Source organism: Desulfogranum marinum, from assembly GCF_016918565.1.
GTDB lineage: Bacteria > Desulfobacterota > Desulfobulbia > Desulfobulbales > Desulfobulbaceae > Desulfogranum > Desulfogranum marinum.
Map to the genome: position 1 here is coordinate 136,401 of NZ_JAFFQD010000001.1, position 22,335 is coordinate 158,735.

The 22,335-nt window shown below is 47.5% G+C and carries 22 protein-coding genes; 13 read left to right on the forward strand and 9 right to left on the reverse strand.

Annotated features, from left to right (window positions below; translation table 11 throughout):
* Positions 1–63: 63 nt before the first annotated feature.
* Together JWH17_RS00580 and rpmB are read right to left on the reverse strand one after the other, a co-directional pair.
* Positions 64–318 carry a hypothetical protein gene (locus tag JWH17_RS00580; protein ID WP_205220606.1) on the reverse strand — a complete coding sequence of 85 codons (255 nt, stop codon included), beginning with the start codon at positions 316–318 and terminating at the stop codon, positions 64–66.
* Between the two features lie 112 nt (positions 319–430).
* Positions 431–625: a 50S ribosomal protein L28 gene (rpmB, locus tag JWH17_RS00585; protein WP_205220607.1), complete on the reverse strand. Its 195-nt coding sequence runs from the start codon at positions 623–625 to the stop codon at positions 431–433.
* Between the two features lie 83 nt (positions 626–708).
* Here rpmB and JWH17_RS00590 point away from each other — a divergent pair, with 83 nt between their 5' ends.
* The 9 genes from JWH17_RS00590 (at position 709) to JWH17_RS00630 (ending at position 8,328) form a co-directional block, all read left to right on the forward strand.
* Positions 709–1,536, forward strand: a complete 828-nt coding sequence (locus JWH17_RS00590; protein ID WP_205220608.1) for a class I SAM-dependent methyltransferase — start codon at positions 709–711, stop codon at positions 1,534–1,536.
* A gap of 365 nt (positions 1,537–1,901) precedes the next feature.
* Positions 1,902–2,480, forward strand: coding sequence for a tetratricopeptide repeat protein (locus JWH17_RS00595; protein ID WP_205220609.1), 579 nt, complete (start codon positions 1,902–1,904; stop codon positions 2,478–2,480).
* 369 nt (positions 2,481–2,849) lie between these two features.
* Positions 2,850–4,550 (forward strand): biosynthetic-type acetolactate synthase large subunit, encoded by a 1,701-nt coding sequence (gene ilvB / locus JWH17_RS00600; protein ID WP_205220610.1) that lies wholly within the window; start codon positions 2,850–2,852, stop codon positions 4,548–4,550.
* Positions 4,551–4,646: 96 nt separating this feature from the next.
* On the forward strand, positions 4,647–5,132 hold the full coding sequence (gene ilvN, locus JWH17_RS00605) for an acetolactate synthase small subunit (protein WP_205220611.1): 486 nt from the start codon (positions 4,647–4,649) through the stop codon (positions 5,130–5,132).
* 61 nt (positions 5,133–5,193) lie between these two features.
* The gene (locus JWH17_RS00610; RefSeq protein WP_205220612.1) at positions 5,194–5,838 is read left to right on the forward strand and encodes a phosphatidylserine decarboxylase family protein; all 645 of its coding nucleotides are present in this window, start codon (positions 5,194–5,196) and stop codon (positions 5,836–5,838) included.
* A gap of 42 nt (positions 5,839–5,880) precedes the next feature.
* Positions 5,881–6,480, forward strand: a complete 600-nt coding sequence (gene rsmD, locus JWH17_RS00615) for a 16S rRNA (guanine(966)-N(2))-methyltransferase RsmD (protein ID WP_205220613.1) — start codon at positions 5,881–5,883, stop codon at positions 6,478–6,480.
* Positions 6,477–7,001, forward strand: coding sequence for a pantetheine-phosphate adenylyltransferase (coaD, locus tag JWH17_RS00620; protein WP_205220614.1), 525 nt, complete (start codon positions 6,477–6,479; stop codon positions 6,999–7,001). Before rsmD ends, coaD begins: the two co-directional genes overlap by 4 nt.
* The gene (locus JWH17_RS00625; protein ID WP_205220615.1) at positions 7,001–7,453 is read left to right on the forward strand and encodes a Rieske (2Fe-2S) protein; all 453 of its coding nucleotides are present in this window, start codon (positions 7,001–7,003) and stop codon (positions 7,451–7,453) included. The genes coaD and JWH17_RS00625 overlap by 1 nt, the downstream gene beginning before the upstream one ends.
* Positions 7,450–8,328, forward strand: coding sequence for a cytochrome b N-terminal domain-containing protein (locus JWH17_RS00630; RefSeq protein WP_205220616.1), 879 nt, complete (start codon positions 7,450–7,452; stop codon positions 8,326–8,328). Before JWH17_RS00625 ends, JWH17_RS00630 begins: the two co-directional genes overlap by 4 nt.
* Here the strand turns inward: JWH17_RS00630 and JWH17_RS00635 are convergent.
* The 7 genes from JWH17_RS00635 to JWH17_RS00665 form a co-directional block, all read right to left on the reverse strand.
* Positions 8,304–9,182 (reverse strand): HAD family hydrolase, encoded by an 879-nt coding sequence (locus tag JWH17_RS00635; protein ID WP_205220617.1) that lies wholly within the window; start codon positions 9,180–9,182, stop codon positions 8,304–8,306. The two genes, JWH17_RS00630 and JWH17_RS00635, sit on opposite strands and share 25 nt — an antisense overlap.
* A gap of 3 nt (positions 9,183–9,185) precedes the next feature.
* Complete coding sequence (locus tag JWH17_RS00640; protein ID WP_205220618.1) at positions 9,186–10,643, reverse strand: glycosyltransferase family protein; 1,458 nt, start codon at positions 10,641–10,643, stop codon at positions 9,186–9,188.
* Positions 10,644–10,752: 109 nt separating this feature from the next.
* Entirely contained in the window at positions 10,753–11,736 is a 984-nt protein-coding gene (locus JWH17_RS00645; RefSeq protein ID WP_332468347.1) for a glucosyl-3-phosphoglycerate synthase, read from the reverse strand.
* Positions 11,729–12,883 carry a zinc-binding metallopeptidase family protein gene (locus JWH17_RS00650; protein WP_205220620.1) on the reverse strand — a complete coding sequence of 385 codons (1,155 nt, stop codon included), beginning with the start codon at positions 12,881–12,883 and terminating at the stop codon, positions 11,729–11,731. Before JWH17_RS00650 ends, JWH17_RS00645 begins: the two co-directional genes overlap by 8 nt.
* Positions 12,883–13,269: a phosphomannose isomerase type II C-terminal cupin domain gene (locus tag JWH17_RS00655; RefSeq protein WP_205220621.1), complete on the reverse strand. Its 387-nt coding sequence runs from the start codon at positions 13,267–13,269 to the stop codon at positions 12,883–12,885. Before JWH17_RS00655 ends, JWH17_RS00650 begins: the two co-directional genes overlap by 1 nt.
* A gap of 63 nt (positions 13,270–13,332) precedes the next feature.
* Positions 13,333–15,066: a sugar phosphorylase gene (locus JWH17_RS00660; protein ID WP_205220622.1), complete on the reverse strand. Its 1,734-nt coding sequence runs from the start codon at positions 15,064–15,066 to the stop codon at positions 13,333–13,335.
* A gap of 72 nt (positions 15,067–15,138) precedes the next feature.
* Positions 15,139–16,401 (reverse strand): glycosyltransferase family 4 protein, encoded by a 1,263-nt coding sequence (locus JWH17_RS00665; protein WP_205220623.1) that lies wholly within the window; start codon positions 16,399–16,401, stop codon positions 15,139–15,141.
* Between the two features lie 576 nt (positions 16,402–16,977).
* Here JWH17_RS00665 and JWH17_RS00670 point away from each other — a divergent pair.
* From JWH17_RS00670 to JWH17_RS00685, 4 genes are all read left to right on the forward strand, one after another.
* Complete coding sequence (locus tag JWH17_RS00670; protein ID WP_205220624.1) at positions 16,978–17,685, forward strand: response regulator transcription factor; 708 nt, start codon at positions 16,978–16,980, stop codon at positions 17,683–17,685.
* 58 nt (positions 17,686–17,743) lie between these two features.
* Positions 17,744–19,411: a FecR family protein gene (locus JWH17_RS00675; protein ID WP_205220625.1), complete on the forward strand. Its 1,668-nt coding sequence runs from the start codon at positions 17,744–17,746 to the stop codon at positions 19,409–19,411.
* An 11-nt stretch (positions 19,412–19,422) separates the two neighbouring features.
* Positions 19,423–21,678: a CHASE2 domain-containing protein gene (locus JWH17_RS00680; protein ID WP_205220626.1), complete on the forward strand. Its 2,256-nt coding sequence runs from the start codon at positions 19,423–19,425 to the stop codon at positions 21,676–21,678.
* Positions 21,679–21,896: 218 nt separating this feature from the next.
* Positions 21,897–22,301 (forward strand): hypothetical protein, encoded by a 405-nt coding sequence (locus tag JWH17_RS00685; RefSeq protein ID WP_205220627.1) that lies wholly within the window; start codon positions 21,897–21,899, stop codon positions 22,299–22,301.
* Positions 22,302–22,335 lie beyond the last annotated feature (34 nt).

Below are 22,335 nucleotides of genomic sequence, written 5' to 3' on the forward strand. Positions count from 1 at the left end.
ATAATCACCTCGTCCAGCAACAGACGGCAAGGCTCCTTAACAAACGCTTTTAACCTGGATATTTTACATATCCAGAGCCCACTCTGGAATCCTATGCAGGATATACTCGGTGAGTTTGGCTTTAGAGTCTTCATCGCTTTTGGTAATACCCACATCCTGCATCACCTCGTCATAGTCAAACCAACAAATTTCCTTGTTGCCCTGGTTATAAACGGTCAGGATACGATGATCAGGACGATGAATATCCTCCTCCTCTTGAATCGCCCCAACAAGTCTCGCGGCTTCATCATACGGTAAGAAACGGACTTCTTCGCTCATGAGGACCTCCATACATATTCAAAACGGTCAGTACATCAATACGGCACAGGTGCCAATAAAAAAAGGCGAGAAGAGTAACTCCACTCGCCCTACAATACAAAGGCTTTACTAATCAAGCAGGTTTAACGACAGCACCAGATCTGATACATCGGGTACAGGCATTAATACGTACGGTGCTGCCATCTTTGGTGACAGTTCTTACCCTCTGCAAATTAGGAAGCCAGCGACGACGGGTTTTGTTATGGGCATGACTAACATTATTGCCTGTAACAGGACCTTTGCCACAAATTTCACATACACGGGCCATGATATATTCTCCTAAATCAGGTGTTCAAATTTCACAAACTTTTTATAATAACGGCATTACTTAAAAATGCAAGAGAATTCACCATGCAAATAAAAGAAGTATTAGGCAGATTGCTCACAGACACAGAAATGGAGGCCATGATATGGAGCTACGACCGCATCGGGGACATTCTCATAACTATCATCCCTGAATCACTGAAAAAAAAAGAAAGCCTGATAGGAGAAGCTTTACTCCGGGCCCATCCTACCATTCGGGTGATCGGCAAACGGACAGGTATACACCAGGGAGAATTTAGAACACGTGGGCTGCAAATAATTGCCGGTGAAAACCGTAAAGAGACACTGCACAAAGAAAACGGTATCCTGCTTTACCTGAACCCGGAAACAGTTTACTACTCAGTCCGAATGGCCGGAGAACGCCTGCGCCTGGCAAATCTGATCCAACCGGAAGAACGAATAGCTGTATTGTGCTCTGGTGTGGGGCCGTTTCCCCTGACCATGGCAAAACACAGCAAGGCCCGATTGATTGTCGGCATAGAAAAAAACCCTGTGGCTCACAGCTTTGCCCTCAAAAATATACAGCTAAACAAAATGAAAAAGAGGGTTCGTTTTTACCGGGGAGACGCAACTCAGATCCTGCCGGCATTGCCCCGGCAATTTGACCGTATTGTCACAGTCCTACCTACAGCCGACCCCTCCATGTTTGTCAACTTGTGCCTTCCATCATTGGCGGCCAAAGGAACGCTGCACCACTATGCCATGGTCAACCAGGGCGACAAGCAGACGGTAAAAAAACAAATCATCCGCACATGCAATGAACATGCAAAAAAAATCTCAACTATCACAAGCCACCGTTGCGGGCACTGCGGCCCACGAACCGATCGTTTCTGTTTTACGGTCCGGTTCTCATAACCAAGACATCAACCAATTTATTGTTCGAAGCTTGACGGTCAAGGTGTCCTATCAGGACTTGACCATATCCCACTTTGTAGGGTATCATCCGCTGCAAATAATAAAAAAATTGCACTCATTTAACATGTACTTTATAGAGAGATCGCTCGTAACTGTTCAACAGCACCCCAACTCTCCACGATCTGCCCGCTCAGCATACAGATGTATCGAAGCCGGAGAACACCCGCTAAACTGTTAACTTTGTCGATATTTAGGCGCTGCTAAACAGTTGTAGTTCGCCATCGATTGACAGTTCTTTGATCTTCGCTGAATGATTCTGATCGCTCTTCCCAGTAAATAATGCTCAATTCGCTCAAAGGAAAAACATGTCCCAAAAAGGTTCACAGGTAAAAAAGCAAACACTTTACATCAGCATTGCCACGTCCTTGCTCATCGGGTTTGTATGCGGCGTACTGTACAGTGCCCTGCAAACACCTTCTTTAATGTCGACAGAGGAACACACCCACGATCAAGCAACAGCGGCCATAGAATCTCTTGAACAACAAACCAGCAACAATCCGGATGACAGGGAGGCATGGGTTAATCTTGGTCACGCCTATTTCGATTCCGATCAGCCAAGCAACGCAATCAAAGCGTACAGAAAAGCTCTTGAGCTTATGCCCGGAGATATGAACGTCATGACCGATCTTGGCGTCATGTACCGGCGTAACAAGCAACCAAAGGAGGCCATTGCCATCTTTGACAAAGTGTTGCAGCAGGACCCGAACCATGAGCAAGCTCGTTTTAACAAAGGGGTTGTCCTGCTTAGTGACCTTGATGACAGGAAAGCTGCGATTGTCGAATGGAAAAAGCTCGTCGTTATTAATCCTCTTGCCGCGACACCCTCCGGCACTACGGTCAAAGAACTCATCCTGCAACTGGAAAATCAAGCCCAAGAACCCTAAAAGCAGCTACGCTGTTCACACCCCATGTTAAAGCGGGAAACGAAGTAAACAATCATCTTTGTTTGCCGCTTTAACACTTTATCAGCATCCGATTTACTTACTTACAGTTACTCTTGGCACCCTCTTTTGCAACTCCATAAGCACTTACAGGCGCAACAATACCATACCCCTTTTCACCTCTCTTAAAATTGTTCGCTCTTGACAGCTATTTTCATCGTCTATATAGTCAATGGTTCTCTGTTATCAAAGGTAGAGAAAAGGTAAACACAGATATATATTCTGCGTTTCCAAGGTAGTCGCTTCATCCACTGGTGATGTTACATAACCGCACCCTGCAGGCAACAAGCAACCCACAGCAAAGAGGAAAAAATGAGTAAAATAACAGGCTCTCAGGCAATCATACAATGTCTGAAGGAAGAGGGCGTTGATCTAGTCTTTGGGTATCCAGGTGGTGCTGTTATTGAACTCTATGATGAACTGTGCAAGACTGATATCAAACATGTACTGGTTCGTCATGAACAGGGAGCGGTACATGCTGCAGACGGATTTGCCAGGGCTACGGGCAAAGTAGGCGTTTCCATACTCACCTCCGGACCTGGCGCAACCAACGGGGTCACAGCCATTGCCACTGCTTACTGTGACTCTATCCCGCTGGTTGTCCTCACCGGTCAAGTACCCCGAGCACTTATTGGTAACGATGCCTTTCAGGAGGTTGATATTGTCGGCATCACCCGCCCCTGTACCAAACATAATTATTTAGTCAATGACCCGGAACAACTGGTTCCCACCCTGCGGGAAGCCTTTTACCTGGCAGCGTCAGGACGTCCCGGCCCGGTACTGGTCGATCTCCCAAAAGATGTGATAGGCTCATTGATTACGTATCCGAAAAAAGAGCAACCAAAAATGCAGACCTACCAGCCCAATGTGGAGCCGCATCCCGGCCAGGTGGAAAAAGCATGTAAAGCCTGTCTCAACGCCAAAAAACCGGTACTCTATGTTGGAGGTGGGGTTATCCTCGCCAATGGTAGCAAAGAATTAACGCAATTTGCCAGAAAGCTCAATATTCCGGTTACCATGACCCTTATGGGACTTGGCGCCTTTCCAGGGACCGACCCCCTCTCTTTAGGTATGCTGGGCATGCATGGTACTTATGCTGCAAATATGGCCGTTGCAAAAAGTGACCTGCTCATTGCCGTTGGCTCACGATTTGACGATCGGGTTACCGGAAAACTCGAAGCCTTTGCCCCCAATGCGGAAATAATCCATATAGATATCGACCCCACCTCGATTAGTAAAAATGTTGATGTCGACATTCCCATTGTTGCTGACTGCAAGCAGGCATTGCAGGCAATGAACAGCTGGTTTGAGAGCCATAATGCATTTGATGCGGACACCTTTGCCGCTGGAAATCAACCCTGGGTTGACAGAGTTTTAGAATGGGACAAGAAGCATCCCCTTTGCTACCACGAAGAAGGTGACATAATCAAACCCCAATTCGTGATTGAAAAAATTAACGAGCTTACCGGCGGTGATGCCATTATCACAACCGAGGTGGGTCAGAACCAGATGTGGACGGCTCAGTTCTATAAATTTAACCATCCCCGTCGCCTCCTCACTTCCGGAGGATTAGGCACCATGGGATATGGGCTTCCTGCCGCCATTGGCGCACAATTTGCCTTCCCGGATAAACCGGTGTTTGACATTGCCGGTGATGGCTCTATCCAGATGAACATCCAAGAGCTGGCAACGGCAAAACAATATAACATGCCTGTGAAAGTAGCCATTTTAAACAATCAGTACCTTGGAATGGTCAGGCAATGGCAGGAACTCTTTTACAACCGGCATTATGCATCAACCGTAATGGACCATGCACCGGACTTTGTTGAACTGGCTAAGGCCTATGGTGCCGTCGGCCTGAGAGCAAAAATAAAAAGCGAGGTGGAGCCGGTAATAAAAGAAGCTCTGAGTACCAACAATGTGGTTGTCATGGATTTCTCGGTCAGCCGTGAAGAGGGGGTATTCCCTATGGTTCCTGCTGGAAAGCCCACCACAGAAATGCTTTTGGTATAATAAATAAGCAATCCTGCAGCTCAGCAAGCCGCTTGTGCATTATCGCAGGTAGAACTGCAACTACAGTGTCAAGAATCAACAAGGAGCAACACCCTAATGAAGCATACCCTTTCCGTCCTTCTACGAAACAAACCAGGAGCACTATCCCATGTTACCGGTTTATTCAGTGGTCGGTGCTTTAATATAGAAAGCCTTTGTGTTGCCGAAACAATAGATCCTGAAGTGTCCTGCCTTACTCTGGTAACTCGTGGTAAGGAAGGAGTCATTGAACAGGCAATCAAACAACTCCACAAGCTCATTGATGTCATCAAGGTAACAGACCTCAACGAAAAAGATTTTGTGGAAAGAGAAATGGTTCTCATCCGGGTTAAAGCAGATGCATCAAGCCGGGCAGAGGTGCTTCGCATCATCGACATTTTCCGTGGCAAGGTAGTTGACGTCAGCGCCAATTCCTATACCGTAGAAGTGACGGGCTCTGAATCCAAGATCAAGGCGGTAATCGATATTCTTAAGCCCATCGGCATCAAAGAGATTATCCGCACAGGTACCGTTGCCATGGCTCGCGCCCCAAAATCAAAATGATGCGCGTTCAGAAACATCCAGCCTGGTGCTATCGACAGAAAACATTTTTTCTGGTGAAGTTATGAAACAAACGACTATTCCTATCCACCCTGAAGGATACCCTTTCATTCTTTTCAGCGGTTTTGCCACTCTTATTTTTGCCCTCATTGATCTTTGTATCCCCGCACTGGGGGCACTTCTGCTCACCGGGTTCTCAACCTATTTTTTTCGAGACCCATCAAGGGTCCAGCCTGAACAAGAGGGTGCGATTATTTGCCCTGCTGACGGTAAGGTGATTGTCGTGAACGAAACCGAGGATACCCGTTTTCTTGATGGCAAGGTTAAAAAAATCAGTATCTTCATGAATGTGTTTAACGTACATGTGAACCGAATCCCCATCAGCGGCACGGTCAGCAGCGTTACTTTTCAGCCTGGAAGATTTTACGCAGCTGATAAAGACAAGGCTGTACTCCACAATGAATATGCTGCAGTTACTGTTAATACGCCCAGCCAGCACCAATACTGTGTAGTGCAAATTGCAGGTTTAATAGCACGGCGTATTGTTTGCCAGGTAACCAAAAATGACCCGGTTACTGCCGGTACACGATACGGGCTTATCCGATTTGGCTCCAGAGTTGACCTGTATCTCCCCCTTGAAGCTGAAATAAGCGTCAAAGTAGGAGATAAAGTCAAAGCTGGAGAAAGTTTGCTGGGTATTTTAGCATAGCCTTGAGTCTTCTTTTCCACTGAATATCCGGTCACTCCTCCCATGCGAATAACAGGCGGCACCGTCCGCGGTCGAAAACTGGCTGCTCTCAAAGGTGCCGGAGAAATCATCAGGCCAACCAGTGACCGCGTTCGCGAAGCCCTGTTCAATATCCTCGGTCAAAAACTTGTTAACAGCAAAATCCTTGACCTGTATGCGGGTACTGGTGCCCTGGGCATTGAAGCGCTCAGTAGAGGTGCCGAGCTGGTTGTCTTTGTCGATCAATCAAGAGAAGCGGCACAACTTATCCAGGCCAACCTCCAGACCTGTTTCCCAAAGCCAAAAGCCTCATTTCTCCATCACCGGTTACCGACCCCGCATATTCGCCGGCTGCTTGATAAAAAAGTATCCCCAAAAATAACCTTTGATGTCATCTTCATGGACCCACCTTACAGGCAAGGGCTAGCCGAACATACGCTGCACATGATCGCAGATGCACATTTACTTGCTCCAAAAGCAGTGATAATTGTAGAAGAGCATCGAAGCGTAGAACTGCCCGAGCACATCGGCACGCTACTCCAAAAAGACCATCGTCAGTACGGAGAAACAGCCATTTGGATCTACGATACCACTGCAGAAAAACGGGGGAATAACACAACATGAGCCAGGAACAACATCCGCAATCGAAAGACCGCACCTCTTCTTCTACAGTAGCGGTCTACCCAGGAACCTTTGACCCCATTACCAACGGTCATATTGATATCATCAAACGAGGACTCCAGCTCTTTGACAAAATCATCATCACCATAGCTGTCAATTCGCAAAAACAACCGCTGTTCTCCCTGGAGGAGAGAACACTACTCATTGAACAATCGTTCAAAGACATGGATGGCCGCATTGCAGTGGACTATACCGACGGCTTGATTGTTGATTATGCCATGCAGCAAAACGCCGCTACCATTATCAGGGGATTACGTGCCATTTCCGACTTTGACTACGAATTTCAACTAGCCCTCATGAACCGAAGACTACAGCGTAAGGTGGAAACCGTTTTCCTGATGACTGGTTTTCGCTGGATATACATCAGTTCCACCAGTATCAAAGATGCTGCTAAATGCCAGGGGAATATTACCGGTTTAGTACCGGAGCATGTGGAAAAAGCCCTCAAGGAAAAATTCAGCTGATGTCTGTGACGCAAGCCCCCCGCCCTCTTCCTCCTAAACACTCTCGCAGGTCTCTGCTACGCAGATTGTTCAACTGGTCTGCAGCTGCTGTCGCCCTTTCTCTTCTCTACCCTCTCTTGAAATACACCCGGTTCAGAGTTAAGCCAAAACCTCGCTATGTAACGGTTAACGGCCCCTTGCCCCTGAGCGGGTATCATGCAGAGCGTGATTTTATTCTCTTTGCAGACAGCGAAAATGCCGTAGCGGTATCACGAACCTGCACCCACCTTGGTTGCAGAGTGAATTTTCTGGAAGACCAAGACGCTATCGAATGCCCCTGCCACCAAAGCAGGTTCACCCGCCAAGGCAAACGAATAACCGGACCTGCAGAAAAAGACCTGCCATCCTACGCAGTGGAAATCAAAAAAGATGCCGCAGGGGTAACCACTCAATATGTGGTTGAGCTCATATGAGCGGGCTTGACAAAAAGAATATTCTTCCCGCTATCAAGGCTGCTGTTCTCGGCAATCGTTGGGGGGGCCAGTCCTTAATCAGTTTATACATTTCCCTTGTTTCCGGCATCATCCTCGCCTTGCAGTATGATGCAGGTGAAGCCTTTTACTCCACCGCTACCATTGAGCTTATAGTTCCCTACGGAAGCTTCTGGAGAGGACTCCACTACTATTCAAGCCAGTTCTTTTTTCTTCTCTTACTCGGCCATGTTCTCACCATTCTCTGGAAGCAGGAAGACCTCATCCCCCGCAAAAGCTGGATTCGGCTCTGCTCATCGCTACCAGCAGCTCTGCTCCTCCTTTTTACAGGATATGTCCTTCGTGGCGACGCCACAGGCGAAGCTGCAGGAGCAATCGCGGAAAACCTCTGTCTTTCCATTCCTCTTATCGGTGAATGGATCAATGATCTGTTTTTTGACATACAGGATAGCGGCCTGAGAAAGGTTTACATGCATCACCTCATAGGTCTGGTCGCTATGGGTGCTTACGCGTTGTGGCCTCATTTGAAGCGCTATCCGGCCCTGTGGCGCAACCATGTTTTTCTCATCCTCGGCACCATAATGATTGCTGTCTTTCTGGCCACACCTTCAGAACCGGACAAAATCGGATTATTGCATATTGCGGGCCCCTGGTTTTTCCTGGGATTACAGGAATTACTTCGTTATATGCCTGCGTTTGTTGCTGGGGTCCTCCTGCCTCTGCTGCCTATGGTTCTCCTCTATCTGTTGCCCGGAGACGTTTGCAAACGTAAGGGGTATATATGGGGAATTGGACTTTGGTTGCTGGTATACGGAATAATATCAATAGTGAGCTATGTCAGAATTGCAACCAGCTGAGAAAGCGCATTGATCACCATATCCGGATGTTCATCACTTAACGCCAAATCATCTGGCCACAACCGTAAAGAACGGCTATCACCTGCAAAAAGGACGGTCTGCCACCCTGCCCTGTTTGCAGGATAGATATCTTTTCGCATGTCATTACCAACATAGAGCACGTCCTCCGCGGCAATGCCTTTGTGCTCCAACCTTCGATTCATCTCTGTAAAAAGCTCAACAGCAGGTTTCCCTCTTTTTTCCTGATATGACCATATCAGGAGTTCTTCATCAAATCCTGCTTTAGCCAGTGGCTGCTCAAGGACCATCTCCAACAGCAGAGGAGTATAAAACTGTGCATTAGAAAGAACCCCCACCAGCACATCGGATCGAGACAAGATAGACAACACCTCAGCAAGTCCAGGCATAGGCCAGACAGGATTAACGCGGCATTCGTAAGAGAGCGCTGCCAGGCGCAGCATACTGGCGCTGAATTCGGTAAAGCCCAACCGCTCGACCACCCGGTGCCAGATATCAAGAATATCTATTTCCGGGTACACTACCCCTTCGGCCTGTCTTTGGCGGCGAACCATCTGCACAGTCTCCTCCAGAACGCCTTCAGGAAGATAAGATGTTTTTTTTTGTTGCATTAAAAAACCCGCATCCACCAGCGCCTCACGGAAAGAAAATTGATTTGCAGAAGCAGCATCTGCTCCGACATCACCGGCTGCTGAAGAAAGCAAAGTGCCGTAAATATCAAACACAATTACTTTTGCATTGGCAGGGAAAAACGAAACAGCATGCTTGGTGGGCACTATGGGCAATGGCGTCAGCAATCGATGCAACAACCGACGTTCTGCAGCACTGCCTCGCATGGCCTAATCCACTCGCAGCAGGTGTAAACGTTCCGGCGCCAGGAAGTGATCCAACAAAATTTCACCTTCCAAAGCCTCAACCGAGGAAACAGCCGAGGAAGCGACGTGCTGATAGAGCCTGAAAAGTACTTTTCCATACTCTTTGAGACTGTAGGCACGCTTAAGGATCGCACAGTTATGGGATACAACAGAACTACTATTTTCAGGTCGTGGCAGACATGACGGTTCCAACTCCATACTGTCAGCTCCATTTTTTACAATCCGCCTGATAACTCTTTCCTGAAACGATTCGTCAAGCCTTCCAAAATCAACCCTATCATTTACAATCCAGGCAGCACGCAGCCGCTCCACATCTGCCAATTGCGGCGTACGGCCATACGCAGCCATGCTGTGTTCAAGCCCTTTCCACCCTGCCTCTATCACTTTATCCTCTCCAAGCCAGCGCAAAGGCACATCCACCCTGTGATACCCCCACGGCAGTTTCACTCCAGCCAGACAAAACTCATGGGTTATCTCTTCAAGAATGCGACCGGTAACCGGTCGCCCAATCAACCATGGCTCCAGAAAAGCCATACCAAAACCTTCAGCAACACTTGTCGTTACCAGTGCGTCAGCCTGCCTGAGCATGGTAACAAAACTGAGATCCTTGGTAGCCCCCATTTCAAGTTCTACCGGTAACTCCAGCTCCAAAGCGAGTGCTTTCCATCGTTCATAGCGGGGCCGCTCCAAGGGATTATCAGGTCCCAGGGTAGTGGCAAACCGTTGCTTTTCAGGCGCAACGGCTGCCCACAACAGGAACTCGCCAATATTTTTTCGCCGAATGCCACGCGTGGGATAGACCCACAAATATTCCTCTTGTTGCCGTTTCTCTTGAGGATCAGCGCATTCCAGATGGAGATCCACTGGATTAGGGAGCAGATGCAGGCATGAAGGATCGCCGCCGGCACATTGTATAAAGTTATAATCCCTTTTGTTGAGCAGTGCATAATGGACATGAGTGGCGCGTGGGTAAAGTTGAGCAGAGAGCTTTGCAACCTTTCCTCCTGCCATCTTGTTGAGCATCAACCGGTAATTTGCCGGTCGCCCGTCCTCAGCAAAATCGTGTATCTGCAAGAGCATCGGATGTCCCTGCTTGACCAGCCTGATCAAAACACTGGGTAAGACGGTACTCTTCCCCAGACTGTGATTATGTACATGCCACAGATCAGGCATACCGCCAAGGGCATCACAGGCGGCTTCAACCATTTGCGTATACAACTCGGTGGCTGTAACACGTGGTCGTTCCTGTTCATATTGCAACCCCTTAACCACTTTCCACGCACCGCTAAAGCCCGCTGGAGGGTGTTTCCCGGTTATAACAACCGTCTGCAGCGGCTTATCAGCCAAAGCAGCTAATCCATTTTCAATAATCCTGGTAACACCGCCTGGCTGAAGATGATAATGCACTATCGCTACCCGCATACAGCTACGACCCGATCACGGGATATCGCAGCCACACCATAAAATTTGGCCGGCTCTCTTTCATTGTACCCTCTTGTATTTTCCAGATTTTGAAGCGCAAATCATCCGGTTAGTGTTGCAAGTGAAAAAATTTCTCCTGATACTCTTCTATCTCCTGCATTGCAGGTCGTTCCTCTTCGACAATTTCGTGAATTATCTGCTCATAATGACTCTCACGAACCTGAAACTGGCGAAGATTCATGGTCAACTGTGGCAAATCAACAACCATCCCGTTTGCATTCAGCCTTTTGATAAAGGTTTGCAGGATTCCAAAAGCCATCTTACCAAGATCCCTTATCTCCTGATGACGGTGAACCCTTCTATCCAAGTCCGTCTGGGCAAACGCCTCTAAGCCATATTGAGTATACACATCTATGAGATGCGAAGTTTCTACCCCATAGCCGATGGGAAAGGGTATTTTTTCCAATATCTGTCTGCGTACTGCATACTCGCCGGAAAGGGGCTGAATAATGGCTGTCAATTCAGGGAAAAAAAGTGAAAAAAGTGGCCTGACCAGTATTTCCGTAACTCGGCCGCCACCCGATGACCGTATTTCCTTGGAAAGCGCAAGGGGGCGATCATAAAAAGATTTCACATATTGCACCTCTGGACGGTAAATCAAAGGCGCTACCAGTCCATAAACAAATCGTGGATGAATATTACTTATATCAGCATCAACATAAACAATGATATCGCCTGTTAACTGGTAAATTGCTTTCCACAGGTTCTCCCCTTTGCCCCGCTTAAATCCCTGTTCCGGCAAGATGTCTGCCGAGGAATAGACATCTGCTCCAAAAGCACTGGCCACTTCCAGGGTCCTATCGGTGGATCCGGAATCGATCACAGCAATTTCATCCAGCAAAGGGTAACGGTCCTGTAATTCCGACTTAAACAGCACCACCTCTTTACCAATGGTTTTTTCTTCGTTAAGCGTTGGAATACAAAGCGAAATTGTCAGGCCAAGCGCTTCTTTTCTCCTGATGAGCCTGAGTAGATCCCAAAACTGGCTGTGATGAAACGTATTGCTTTCAAGCCAAGTGGTAATGTTATGCACAGTCACCTCCATCTATGCACAGCAGCAGCCCGATAATCTGGGCGAGCCCGGTAAGCATGGGTTCAATTTCTATATACTCGTCGGCATAGTTTAAATTATCACCATTAGATACTCCGAGGCATACAGCCGGAATATCATGCTCAAGGTATGGTGAGATGGTGGAGGAATAAATCAACGCCTTCGCCTGAACCCCTATGGAATGCATTATTTTTCTGGCCGCGATGACCAGAGGATGAGAGCCGTCAAGCCCGCCGGATCGAGTGCGGGCGATAACTTCAAGATAAGCAGACACTCCTTTTGTCTTTGCCGCTTCATCGAGCATGTTGAGAATTTGTCGATTAATAGCATTGACTTTATCATCGGCATCACTGCGCAGTTGGAATCGCAAATGGGCAGTGCGAGCTGGTAATTTATAGGTGGCCCCTCCCCGTATCGAGCCCAGCACAAGAGCCGTATTTGTCTGCGGGCACAACTCTATCTGTCTCAGTTGGCTGATCAGAGAATTGAGAATTTCAATTGCACTTAAGCGGCACAGCTTTCGATCGACATGACAAGAAATCATACCGCCAAGCGATGCCATGGATCGGTAATGCAGTCTACCAAGCGGGCACCCTTCCACAACAATTCCTGTTGTGATAGGGATGGTAGAGTTACTTAAAAAAAAACGTATTCCCTGCTGATCACCCTGCTCAAGGCTTCTGGTGGGAGCCAGGAGCAGAAGATCACTTTGCAGCTTGATCCCCAAACCTTCCAGCACGGTTGGCAAGGTTGCCAACACTGCCAGCCCCAATGAATTATCCGCCACCCCCGGCCCGCTGATTATTCCCGGTTCGATGGTAAAGCTATGATTATCATTGGCCGCAAAGGGAGTGTCGGCGTGGGCACTCACTACAATAGTTTTATCGCCTCTGGTTCCGGGCATAATGCCCATGCCATTGCCGACCTCGTCACTGGAACAGCTCTGCAAGCCGCATTCGGTAAAACGCTGTTTGATAAAACCAACCCTTGCCTCTTCACCAAATGTCGGCGCCGGGATCTCCCCCACCATCACCACATTGGCAAGCAGCATTTCACGATACGGCTCCAACTCGGCGGCCAACCCCGGCATCCTGGCAAGCTGTCTAAAAACCTCTTGCGCTCCGTCCATTATCCTTGCTCCTGGGCAATCCTGCCGTAATCATCCTCCAAGCGCTCGATATCATCTTCTCCAAAATAGTCACCAAGTTGTACTTCGATGAACACCACATCAACTTTACCGTCATTCTGCACTCGATGTATATCGCCAAGGGCGATGTCAATGGCTTGCCCCGGCCCAAGGGTGATCAAATCGTCATTACGGGTCACCACAGCGGTACCACTTACCATCAACCAATGTTCCTGCCGATGCTTATGCCGCTGCAGAGAGAGGCGATGCCCCGGTTTAACCACAATACGCTTGACCTTATGGTCTGCTTCATCTGCTAATATAGTAAAGCTCCCCCAGGGGCGATGATCGGTAAGTTGTTCATAACTATCCGTGGTAATTTTATCCATTGCTCATCCTCATCGTTTCTACACTGAAAAATGGCCTCACCAAATAATGCCGACAACAGGTTTTCAAGACAACTTTTCCAACCAGAGACACTGGTAAGGTTCCACCAACATCTCAGCTGGGTACTCTTTTTCTGAAATATGATCTTTGAAATATCGTGCTTGCGACTCTTTCATAAGAGCCTGCATGTTCAGTGGCTGTTGTTGACCAGTAACGTTATGGACACAAAACAAAGGAGAGCCTCCGACGGGCAGACGACGGAAAACGAACAATCCATCATCAGCTTCCAGTACCACTTGCAGAGCGTCCGGATGAAAAGCTGCCATTTTTGCTCGTATACGCAACAGCTCTGTATATTTATTGAAAATAGTAGCAGAAAGGCTCGCCGGGTCAGCTAACAGCTTTCGCAGGCCCTCATCTTTCCATCGTCCCCGGTTCACGCTTCGCTTCATGCCGGTTTCATCGACCCCTTTGCGATCATTACGCCCCCCTGTCAGTGAATGAAAATAGATTGCAGGTATCCCCCGCATCCCCAGCATTATTATCTGCGAACAAAAAAAACGAAGAACCTGCCATTCAAGATCATCGGATCCGGCAACATCCTGCATGGCATCAAAATAGGTGATATTGAGTTCATACGGCTGTTCTTTTCCGTTTTCTCCGGTACGGCTTGAGACGTAACCTCCGCATTGCCGTACACTCTCTGCCAGATCATCTATTTCCTCCTGGGTCAACAACCCCTCAAGTGGACGGACACCGATACCATCATGGGAAGCGGTAAAATTTAAAAACGTACAGCCCGGTGGCGGCGGTGATAAAGACTGAGCCCACCGGGTAAGATAACGGGCTGTTCCGGCTTGAATAGCATGGACAAGAAGCGGGGCCAAGCTGAACTGATAGACGATGTGGGCTTCATCGCCTGCTCCGAAGTAGCTGACATTTTCCTTATGGGGCAGGTTCGTCTCAGTGAGCAACAAAGCTCCGGGAGTAACATTTTCCACCACATCACGAAATAGCTTCACCACTTCATGGGTGTACGGATGATTAATACATGGTGTACCGATTTCCTTCCACAAATAGGCAATTGCATCCAAACGAATAATTGCCGCGCCTCTGTTGATGTAGCCGAGCAGAATATCCATCATCTCAAGCATCACATCCGGATTGGCAAAATCCAGATCGATCTGATCGTCACTAAAGGTTGTCCATACCTGTTTTTCTCCTTTCACCGTGGTCACGGACGTGAGCAAAGGTAATGCCCTAGGCCTGACCACTTGGGAGAGATCTACCCCAGGTGGGACTTCAATAAAATACTCCCGCGCAGGAGCAACGGCCCCACGAAAATCATCAAACCATTTTGATTTACTTGAAACGTGATTTAAGACAAGGTCAAACATCAAACGGAATTTCAGCCCCAGGCATTCCACATCACCCCAGGTGCCTAAAGCAGGATCTACCTGCCGGTAATCGACAACCGAAAACCCATCATCAGAACTTGATGGGAAGAAAGGCAGAATATGTATAACCGTGACAATGCCCTCCAAAAAATCACCGGCAAACCGTTCAAGAGTTACCAACCCCGGCTCGTCAGGCTTATGCAGCATATCACCGTAGGTAATAAGAATACAGCTATGCTCATCCCAGCAAGGACTATCAAAACTGCATCGCTCTTCCAGGTAGTTATAACGTCCGGCCACCAAGGCAATTCGTTCAAGCAGCCGATCAACCTGCTGTTGACCGTACAGCTTTGCAAGGCGAGGGCGTAGAGCTTCCTTAAACACATTGGTCAGACGCCACATAATTTCCTCCTGTTAACGTACCGGTATACTTACGATAACCTATGCCCTCAACTGTGAATTAAAAAATATTCGTCACCAGATGCCGTAGGCAATATTATTAATCAATGTCTGCAAACAATATCGCAAGATAGGATATCCATAGTATTGCTTTGCCAGAGCATAATTATGGGTCACCATCTGTTCACAATACTCTGCATCGTCCAAAAGGCGTACTGCCTCTTTAACAACGCTACGATTGACAAATCCATCCATGACAGGCACCTTGAATCCTTTGGGCTCAATATCACGGACCCATACCGGATAGCGATTGACAATGATAGGCACCTTAAAATAAAAGGCCTCCAGCAGCGCATTACCAAACCCCTCGTAAATAGAGGGGTACATCACCAGGTCTGCATGAAGATACAGATCATGGAGGACGTACATTTTCTCACCATTACTATTTATATGCCGCCGGTCACCGACCCGGTGGCCGAAAAAACGAACATCCACCCCTTCCGACTCCGCCAGTTCGGAAATTTGCTCAGGATAGTCACTGCCCTCGTCACCGGCTGCGTGAGAGATAACCAATTTACAGCGAGGATTCTGCAACCGCTTAACCAGGGCAATGGAATGTTCAATACCTTTTCGGGGCACAATTCGGGTAGGCTGGAGGATCAACTTATCTTCAGGGTCAAGGCCGATCTCGCTTCTCAAATCCTGACTATACGCATCAGCGGGTTCCGGAGGGTTGCAAAAATCAAAAACATTGGGCACAAGCATGGAAGAAATGCCTTTGCGCAGAGCCAATTCCTCTCGAGCGGATTGATTAATCACCACATGTTGCAGCTGAATATCTTTTGGGGGAAAACCCATGTCCAGAAAATCAGGCACATTGTTGACTTGGAAACGACTTCGCTCCCAAAAAAAATCGTGATGATGGGCGATGGCCGGCATGCTTGTCTCGGCAAGAAATTCGGTTATGGCCAGTCCAAGAGGAAGGTGCATGGGTATGGTAAGTGCATTCTGCACCAGCAGGACTGAAATATCGAACTCCTTGACAAAGTCATACAAGGTGCCTTTTATGTACTCGGCCAAGTCATGGATACGTCTGGTTACTTCAGGTGGACGATGGCTGTGCCCCCAGATCCGTTGATTGATCCATTCATTTTCCGGGTGGCCAAAATAGGTCTCCGGAATACACATGGATACACCACCGCTTCGATCAAGAACACCTCCATACCAATAGCTGGTGTGCGCATCCCGCCACAGTACCTCAGCCCATTTGGCCGACTCCAATGAAACACCATCTGTTCCGGCAAACCGGGTGGAAATAAATCCGACTCGTTCTGGCATATCCATGTCCGTTTAAGCAATGGGCGATCACCTGCTGCAGACGGATCAGCATGCGACACGGTTCAACATGTTGATACTCCATATTATTATACGTTCTTTCCCGTCCAAGTCAACCACTCCCAGAGCCGTAGGACACGCTCCAGACCATTTTTATTACCAAATACTTACATCACTTTCAGGTAAACTGTTTTACCTAAATCCTGCACGTCGAATGTTAGAAAAAATAAATTCCACTTTAAAAAACAACATATTGAGCAGATAATTGATTTGAAGTTCTATTCACTGTTTGAGTGAACCTATTTTTTCTCACCTTCAACGCCCTTCGGGATCGGCAATTTCACCAAATCTGCTACGTTACCGAAGGCTTGAAGTATTTTTATACGTCTGCGCCTCCGGTGCCTCACATCTTCGGCAAAATTTCCAATTGCAGGATTTAGGTTTTACTGTTTTTTCAAACTGCTGCTGCTTTCGACTCAATGCTTCAGTTTGATGGCACAGAGACGAGAAAACCCCTTGTCCTAATACATCAATCAATGTAATTTTAGCCGTTAATGCCACCTTACCGAGATGATCCCTATGACTGAAAAACTTGATTGCAAACTCCTCGTTTTTGAAGACGACCCGAATATCCAGACCATGCTGCGGACCTATTTCCGCAATCAGGGGGCAGAAGTCATAACAGCAGATAACGGCAAGGATGCTTACCAGCGCATTACCGCCACCCAGCCCGACGTCATTTTACTTGATGTGGTGATGCCGCACCAGGACGGCCTCTCTATCCTTAACGAGATGCGTGCAGCAGCGGTGGAAACACCAGTCATCATTCTCACTGACAGGAACCGTGTGGATGACAAAGTCAAAGGATTGGAACTCGGAGCAGATGATTATCTTACTAAGCCATTTAGTCTGCGCGAGCTGTCTGCCAGGGTAAAAGCTCAGTTGCGGAAATCTGCTAAAAAGGAAAAAACCATGGCTGCCGGTATACACATCGGTCCATTGCAGATAGATACCCAGGCACGAGAAATTTCCCGGGACAATGGAAAAAAAGTGATGCTTACCAAAACCGAGTTCGACCTGTTTGCCTATTTGGCGACCAGACAAAAAACGGTCGTAACACACAGGGAACTTCTTCAGGAGGTGCTGGGCTACGATCCCGATATCGAAACCAAGGCACTGGTAATGCATGTTGCAAATCTTCGCAAAAAGCTGGAGAGCAGCAGTCCCAATACCATCGAAATCTTGGCTGTTCCAGGAGTTGGGTACAAACTGTCTGCAGTGAATTAACAGCTCCGCAATAATCGCCCAGACAACCTTCCGACCTTTTTTCACAGTAGACCACACCATGAACGGACAGGAAAAAAAAAGACGTAACCATTTGCTTCAACCACTACTGCTCTCCATCTTTCTTCTGGCTGTCTGGCTTCCGCAAACGAGTATTGCAAAAGACATGCTGGTACCGCTTCATGTCAAAAGCGGTACCAACCTCATTCACCTTGCTCGCGATTATTGCCATCAAAAAAGCGACTGGAAAACTATTGCCAATATTAACAAGCTCAGGCCACCTTATCTCATCCGTGAACAATCAACCCTGAAAGTACCTCTTTCCCGCCTCAAACACAAAACACTGAAGGCAAAACTGGCAACAATGAGAGGAGAGGTCAACATCGTTGACACAAACGGAGAAACAATCCCAGCAAAAAAAGGAACACTCCTAAGCCCGGGGCAAACAGTGGTTACAGGAGACAGTGCCTACGCCCATATTATCTTCCCGGACCACCGCTATCTGAACATGGAGCCCAATTCAAAGCTGACATTCAACTACCTCATCGGTCTGGTCGACCAAACGGTTAAAATCGATTTTACGCTGCACAATGGAAGAATTTTCAACAAAATAATACAGCGGTTACAGCCAAACGACAGTCATCAGATCCGTACACCCATTGCCATCACCGGTGTACGCGGCACCGAGTACCGAATAAAAGACCAAGGACAGGCGAGCATCTTTGAAACCCTCACCGGCAAGGTGAATGTTGGTGCCGCCGGTGCAGGCATCACGTTGCCGGCTAATCAGGGGAGCAGGGTGCAACCTGGTGCTGCTCCGGAAAAACCCAGGCCATTGCCATCACCTCCTGTCCCACCGCTCCTTAAGCCGATCTTTCGAGTACTTCCTGCTGTGATACCCGCTCCAGAACATCTGCAGGCTGAAACACTTCGGATGCGAATCACTGCCGATAATGCAGGCTTGACAACCGTAAAAGAAGTGTATTGTTCCCCAGACGAAGCATTTGTCATAGACTCGCTTCCGGACGGATCATACTACAGCTTTTTCACGGCCATCGACAACGAGGGCTTTGAAAGTCTTGCCAACGGTCCTCTACCGCTTACCATCCGAACTATCCCCTCGGCACCAGTAATATCCAGCCCAAAGGAGGGCCGGATATCTTGGGACAAGCAGATTACAATTACATGGCTAAAGGGCGAGCAGGTCGATCGTTTCTTTTATCAACTGGCAACTGACAATGCGTTTAAAAACATTGTCGTAGAGCAGGAAACCACAACCCCATCCCTGACCACTCCGGAGCTTGAGCCTGGCGACCATTATTTCCGGGTACAGGCTATCAGTCCAGACGGATTTGTTACGCTGTACTCGCCGCCGCTTTCATGGAAAATGGCAACACAACCAGAAATGCAAAGTGCCACTACCACGGCTTCTGAGCCACTCGCTCTGCGGTGGTCTGCCATGGCTGAAGAATGTACCTATGATCTGCAGATAGCGGAAGACAGACAGTTCACGACTCTACTACTTGACAAAAAAGCGATTACAACCGCTAGCTACGAAGTACAAAAACATCTACTCCCAGGAAAATATTTTGTACGTATTAGAGGCGTGCTCAGTTCTGAAGCTATTGGTCCATGGACAGCCTCGCAGACACTGGAAATCAAACGAGACCCACTTGGCTGGAAAGAAGTCATGATCGGAGTGGTTATGCTGGGCATCATACTTCTTTAATGATAAACCCATTGCAAAACCGTTTATCAATTCCCATCGCGGGTTGCTGTTGCGTTTTATTACTCTACCTTTTTGGCTTCACCCATGGCCTGAGCACCACGGCACAGGATCTTCTTTTTCGTCTTCGCGGCCCGGTTGCCCCGCCGCAATCGATAGTCATCGTAGGAATTGATGAAGGCAGCCTGAAAAAGCTGGGAGCATGGCCGTTTCCTCGCAAAACACATGCTAAACTCCTTGTTCAGCTCTCTCAGGCAAAGGCAATTGGCTTTGATTTTCTTTTTTCAGAGCCAACTGATGACGACGTACTTTTTAACAAACAACTCAACCATTCCCCGCCGGTCATATTTGCCTCGGCCACTACTTTTGAGAATACAATGCTCACTCCCTCACCAGGCCTAGATCAGGTCACAGGGACCGGGCATATTGAAACAATATTTACCACCGACGGCATTGTCCGTGAAATCCCTTTCAACATACGCTCCGGTCAGCAACCCTTTAGCTTGGCGCTACTTCAGGCATCCGGAAAAGAGATTCCCATGCCCCCCACACAGCAGAAGCCACTCCTCATCAACTACTACGGCCCGGAGAGAACCTTTCTTTACCTCTCCTATATCGATGTACTTGAAGGGCATATCCCTCAGGACTTTTTCAAGGATCGCTTTGTGTTCATTGGGGCCGAGGCCATTGGTCTTAACGATACTTTTATTACCCCTTTTTCCCACACCCAGGTTACTCCTGGGGTAGAAATCCAGGCAACTATCCTTGGAAATCTGCTTGAACAACGCTTCCTTCACCCCCTGCCATTACTCTCCTTTTTTCTCGTTGCCCTACTGCTTATCATGGGTGCAGTTTTATGGCCGGTAGTTGGCGAACGCTATAACATCTGCCTCAACTTAATACTCCTCGGTACAGTATGGGTTATCGCTGTTGTATTTTTTCACAACTGCTTTTTTATCGACATAGCACTCTTTTCCGTGGTGCTCTTTCTTACGTATCTCTTTCATCTACTGCAACAAACGCTTTGGGCCGGCAATGCGATTTATATCCAAATTCGCGCCCTCAATAAACGGTTGGACAAGGGTCTGGAGCAAATATACGGATATATACCCAAAAAAAATCACCACCGTAGCAAACGAGGAATGCTCAACACCTTGGGGATTCATCAATACATTGAGCAGTTACAACATGCTGCCGACGCCCTGGGTATGCAGCACACTTTTCTTGACAATTTACTCAACAATGAACTTCCGCCACTGGTACTCTGGGATACATTCTCCGGCCAACCTATTTTCGCAAACATTCACTTCCGTAAATTTTGGCAGCACCATGTCCCTGATGATTCAGGCTTACCAAATTATGCGGTTTTTGCTGATCATATCTTCCGGCATCAGATAACAAATACCGACAAAGTAACAGCCAGTCCCATCCTTGGGCTAGGCACTCCCCTTCACATCGAGATACAAGTACTTAACAACTCCGGCAGGCACTACTTCCAGATCGACATGCATCGCTTTTCAACCGAAGAAACACCCTTTGAGGGGACCATTGCCATCCTCCATGATGTTACCCGACTAAGAGAATTGGAAAAAGTAAAAGATGAAATAGTTTCCATAGTTTCGCATGAACTGAAACTTCCGCTGACAACCATTCTCGGATACGGAGAAATGCTTGCAGATAGCCTGGACCTTGAGCAGCAACAATATGCTGAAACCATCTGCACAGAAGCGAAACGATTGAACCAGCTCATTGTCACCTTTCTTGATATCAATCGTATTGAAAGCGGCAAACAACAATTACAGTTTTTCCCATTTCAGCCACTTACGCTAATTGGTGATGCCATAACCAGCGTCACTCCAGCAGCTCGAAAAAAAGCAATTACGCTCACCGCCCAGCTCCCTAAAAAAACATCCACCATGACGGGTGATGAACTCCTGTTACTCCAAGCAGTTATTAATCTGCTCGACAATGCAATAAAATTCAGCCCTGAAAACAGTAGGGTAACGCTTACCCTTCAAGAAGAGGAACATCATTTCACCCTCAGTATTGAAGACGAAGGCCCAGGCATCCCCGAACAACTACACCAGAATATATTTAAAAAATTTAATCGGGGAAATGATACACTCAGGCAAGAAGGATTCGGCCTAGGGCTTAGCCTAGTCAAAGAAGTCGTCGATAGGCATAACGGACAGATTACGATTCTTAACAAAAACAACAGAGGAACAATTTTTGCTTTACACATTCCCAAGCAAATAACGGTTGAGAGTTAAGTCTCACCAAAAGAGACTCATCCAGGCAAAAATTGCATGGTAGGCGTCCTTCGTGCTCACCTGTTAAATATAATTTTTCCCTGGCAATCAGTACCACCATAGGGAAATCCCTGTTCGTAAAAAAATACGGTATTGCTGTTTATATATGGTACCTGCCGATTCTTTTTCTTTTGGAGACATAGCAAGTAAAACGGCAGGAGGGTTAAGGCCTCAACTCCTTGATTTATAAACAGTATAAAGTTATAGGACGGCGAGTAGGTGAAGGGGTACTGTTGTTGCTTCGCCTGGAAAATGAGAAATTAGAATATATGCGCGTTCAATCACAGATTCTGCTCAACCAACTGGAACTCAACATGAGTTTGGCTCATTGCACAGGAAAAATCGCTGAACTGCAGAATAAAAAAAAATCCCAATCTAAGCGGGAAGCATTTCAAAAATATAATGATGACCGGAAGATGCCTTCTGTGCAGGTATCTGGGGAAGGCATGATGAACGGTAGGCAACTTAACAACAAAAGGGGTATATTCATCCCAAAAGGAGAGAAACTGTTGTGGATAATGACATTGCAGCTAAAACAACTCACAGGCTTGGCTTCACAAGATACTATTGACACGAGTGAATAACCGGCAGAAAGCAAAAGATAAAAGAGCGTGATCT

Excerpts from the sequence above, each read along its gene's own strand:
- JWH17_RS00580 (WP_205220606.1), bottom strand. The coding sequence starts at position 318 with ATGAGCGAAGAAGTCCGTTTCTTACCGTATGATGAAGCCGCGAGACTT.
- rpmB (WP_205220607.1), bottom strand. The coding sequence starts at position 625 with ATGGCCCGTGTATGTGAAATTTGTGGCAAAGGTCCTGTTACAGGCAAT.
- JWH17_RS00590 (WP_205220608.1), top strand. The coding sequence starts at position 709 with ATGCAAATAAAAGAAGTATTAGGCAGATTGCTCACAGACACAGAAATG.
- JWH17_RS00595 (WP_205220609.1), top strand. The coding sequence starts at position 1,902 with ATGTCCCAAAAAGGTTCACAGGTAAAAAAGCAAACACTTTACATCAGC.
- ilvB (WP_205220610.1), top strand. The coding sequence starts at position 2,850 with ATGAGTAAAATAACAGGCTCTCAGGCAATCATACAATGTCTGAAGGAA.
- ilvN (WP_205220611.1), top strand. The coding sequence starts at position 4,647 with ATGAAGCATACCCTTTCCGTCCTTCTACGAAACAAACCAGGAGCACTA.
- JWH17_RS00610 (WP_205220612.1), top strand. The coding sequence starts at position 5,194 with ATGAAACAAACGACTATTCCTATCCACCCTGAAGGATACCCTTTCATT.
- rsmD (WP_205220613.1), top strand. The coding sequence starts at position 5,881 with ATGCGAATAACAGGCGGCACCGTCCGCGGTCGAAAACTGGCTGCTCTC.
- coaD (WP_205220614.1), top strand. The coding sequence starts at position 6,477 with ATGAGCCAGGAACAACATCCGCAATCGAAAGACCGCACCTCTTCTTCT.
- JWH17_RS00625 (WP_205220615.1), top strand. The coding sequence starts at position 7,001 with ATGTCTGTGACGCAAGCCCCCCGCCCTCTTCCTCCTAAACACTCTCGC.
- JWH17_RS00630 (WP_205220616.1), top strand. The coding sequence starts at position 7,450 with ATGAGCGGGCTTGACAAAAAGAATATTCTTCCCGCTATCAAGGCTGCT.
- JWH17_RS00635 (WP_205220617.1), bottom strand. The coding sequence starts at position 9,182 with ATGCGAGGCAGTGCTGCAGAACGTCGGTTGTTGCATCGATTGCTGACG.
- JWH17_RS00640 (WP_205220618.1), bottom strand. The coding sequence starts at position 10,643 with ATGCGGGTAGCGATAGTGCATTATCATCTTCAGCCAGGCGGTGTTACC.
- JWH17_RS00650 (WP_205220620.1), bottom strand. The coding sequence starts at position 12,883 with ATGGACGGAGCGCAAGAGGTTTTTAGACAGCTTGCCAGGATGCCGGGG.
- JWH17_RS00655 (WP_205220621.1), bottom strand. The coding sequence starts at position 13,269 with ATGGATAAAATTACCACGGATAGTTATGAACAACTTACCGATCATCGC.
- JWH17_RS00660 (WP_205220622.1), bottom strand. The coding sequence starts at position 15,066 with ATGTGGCGTCTGACCAATGTGTTTAAGGAAGCTCTACGCCCTCGCCTT.
- JWH17_RS00665 (WP_205220623.1), bottom strand. The coding sequence starts at position 16,401 with ATGCCAGAACGAGTCGGATTTATTTCCACCCGGTTTGCCGGAACAGAT.
- JWH17_RS00670 (WP_205220624.1), top strand. The coding sequence starts at position 16,978 with ATGACTGAAAAACTTGATTGCAAACTCCTCGTTTTTGAAGACGACCCG.
- JWH17_RS00675 (WP_205220625.1), top strand. The coding sequence starts at position 17,744 with ATGAACGGACAGGAAAAAAAAAGACGTAACCATTTGCTTCAACCACTA.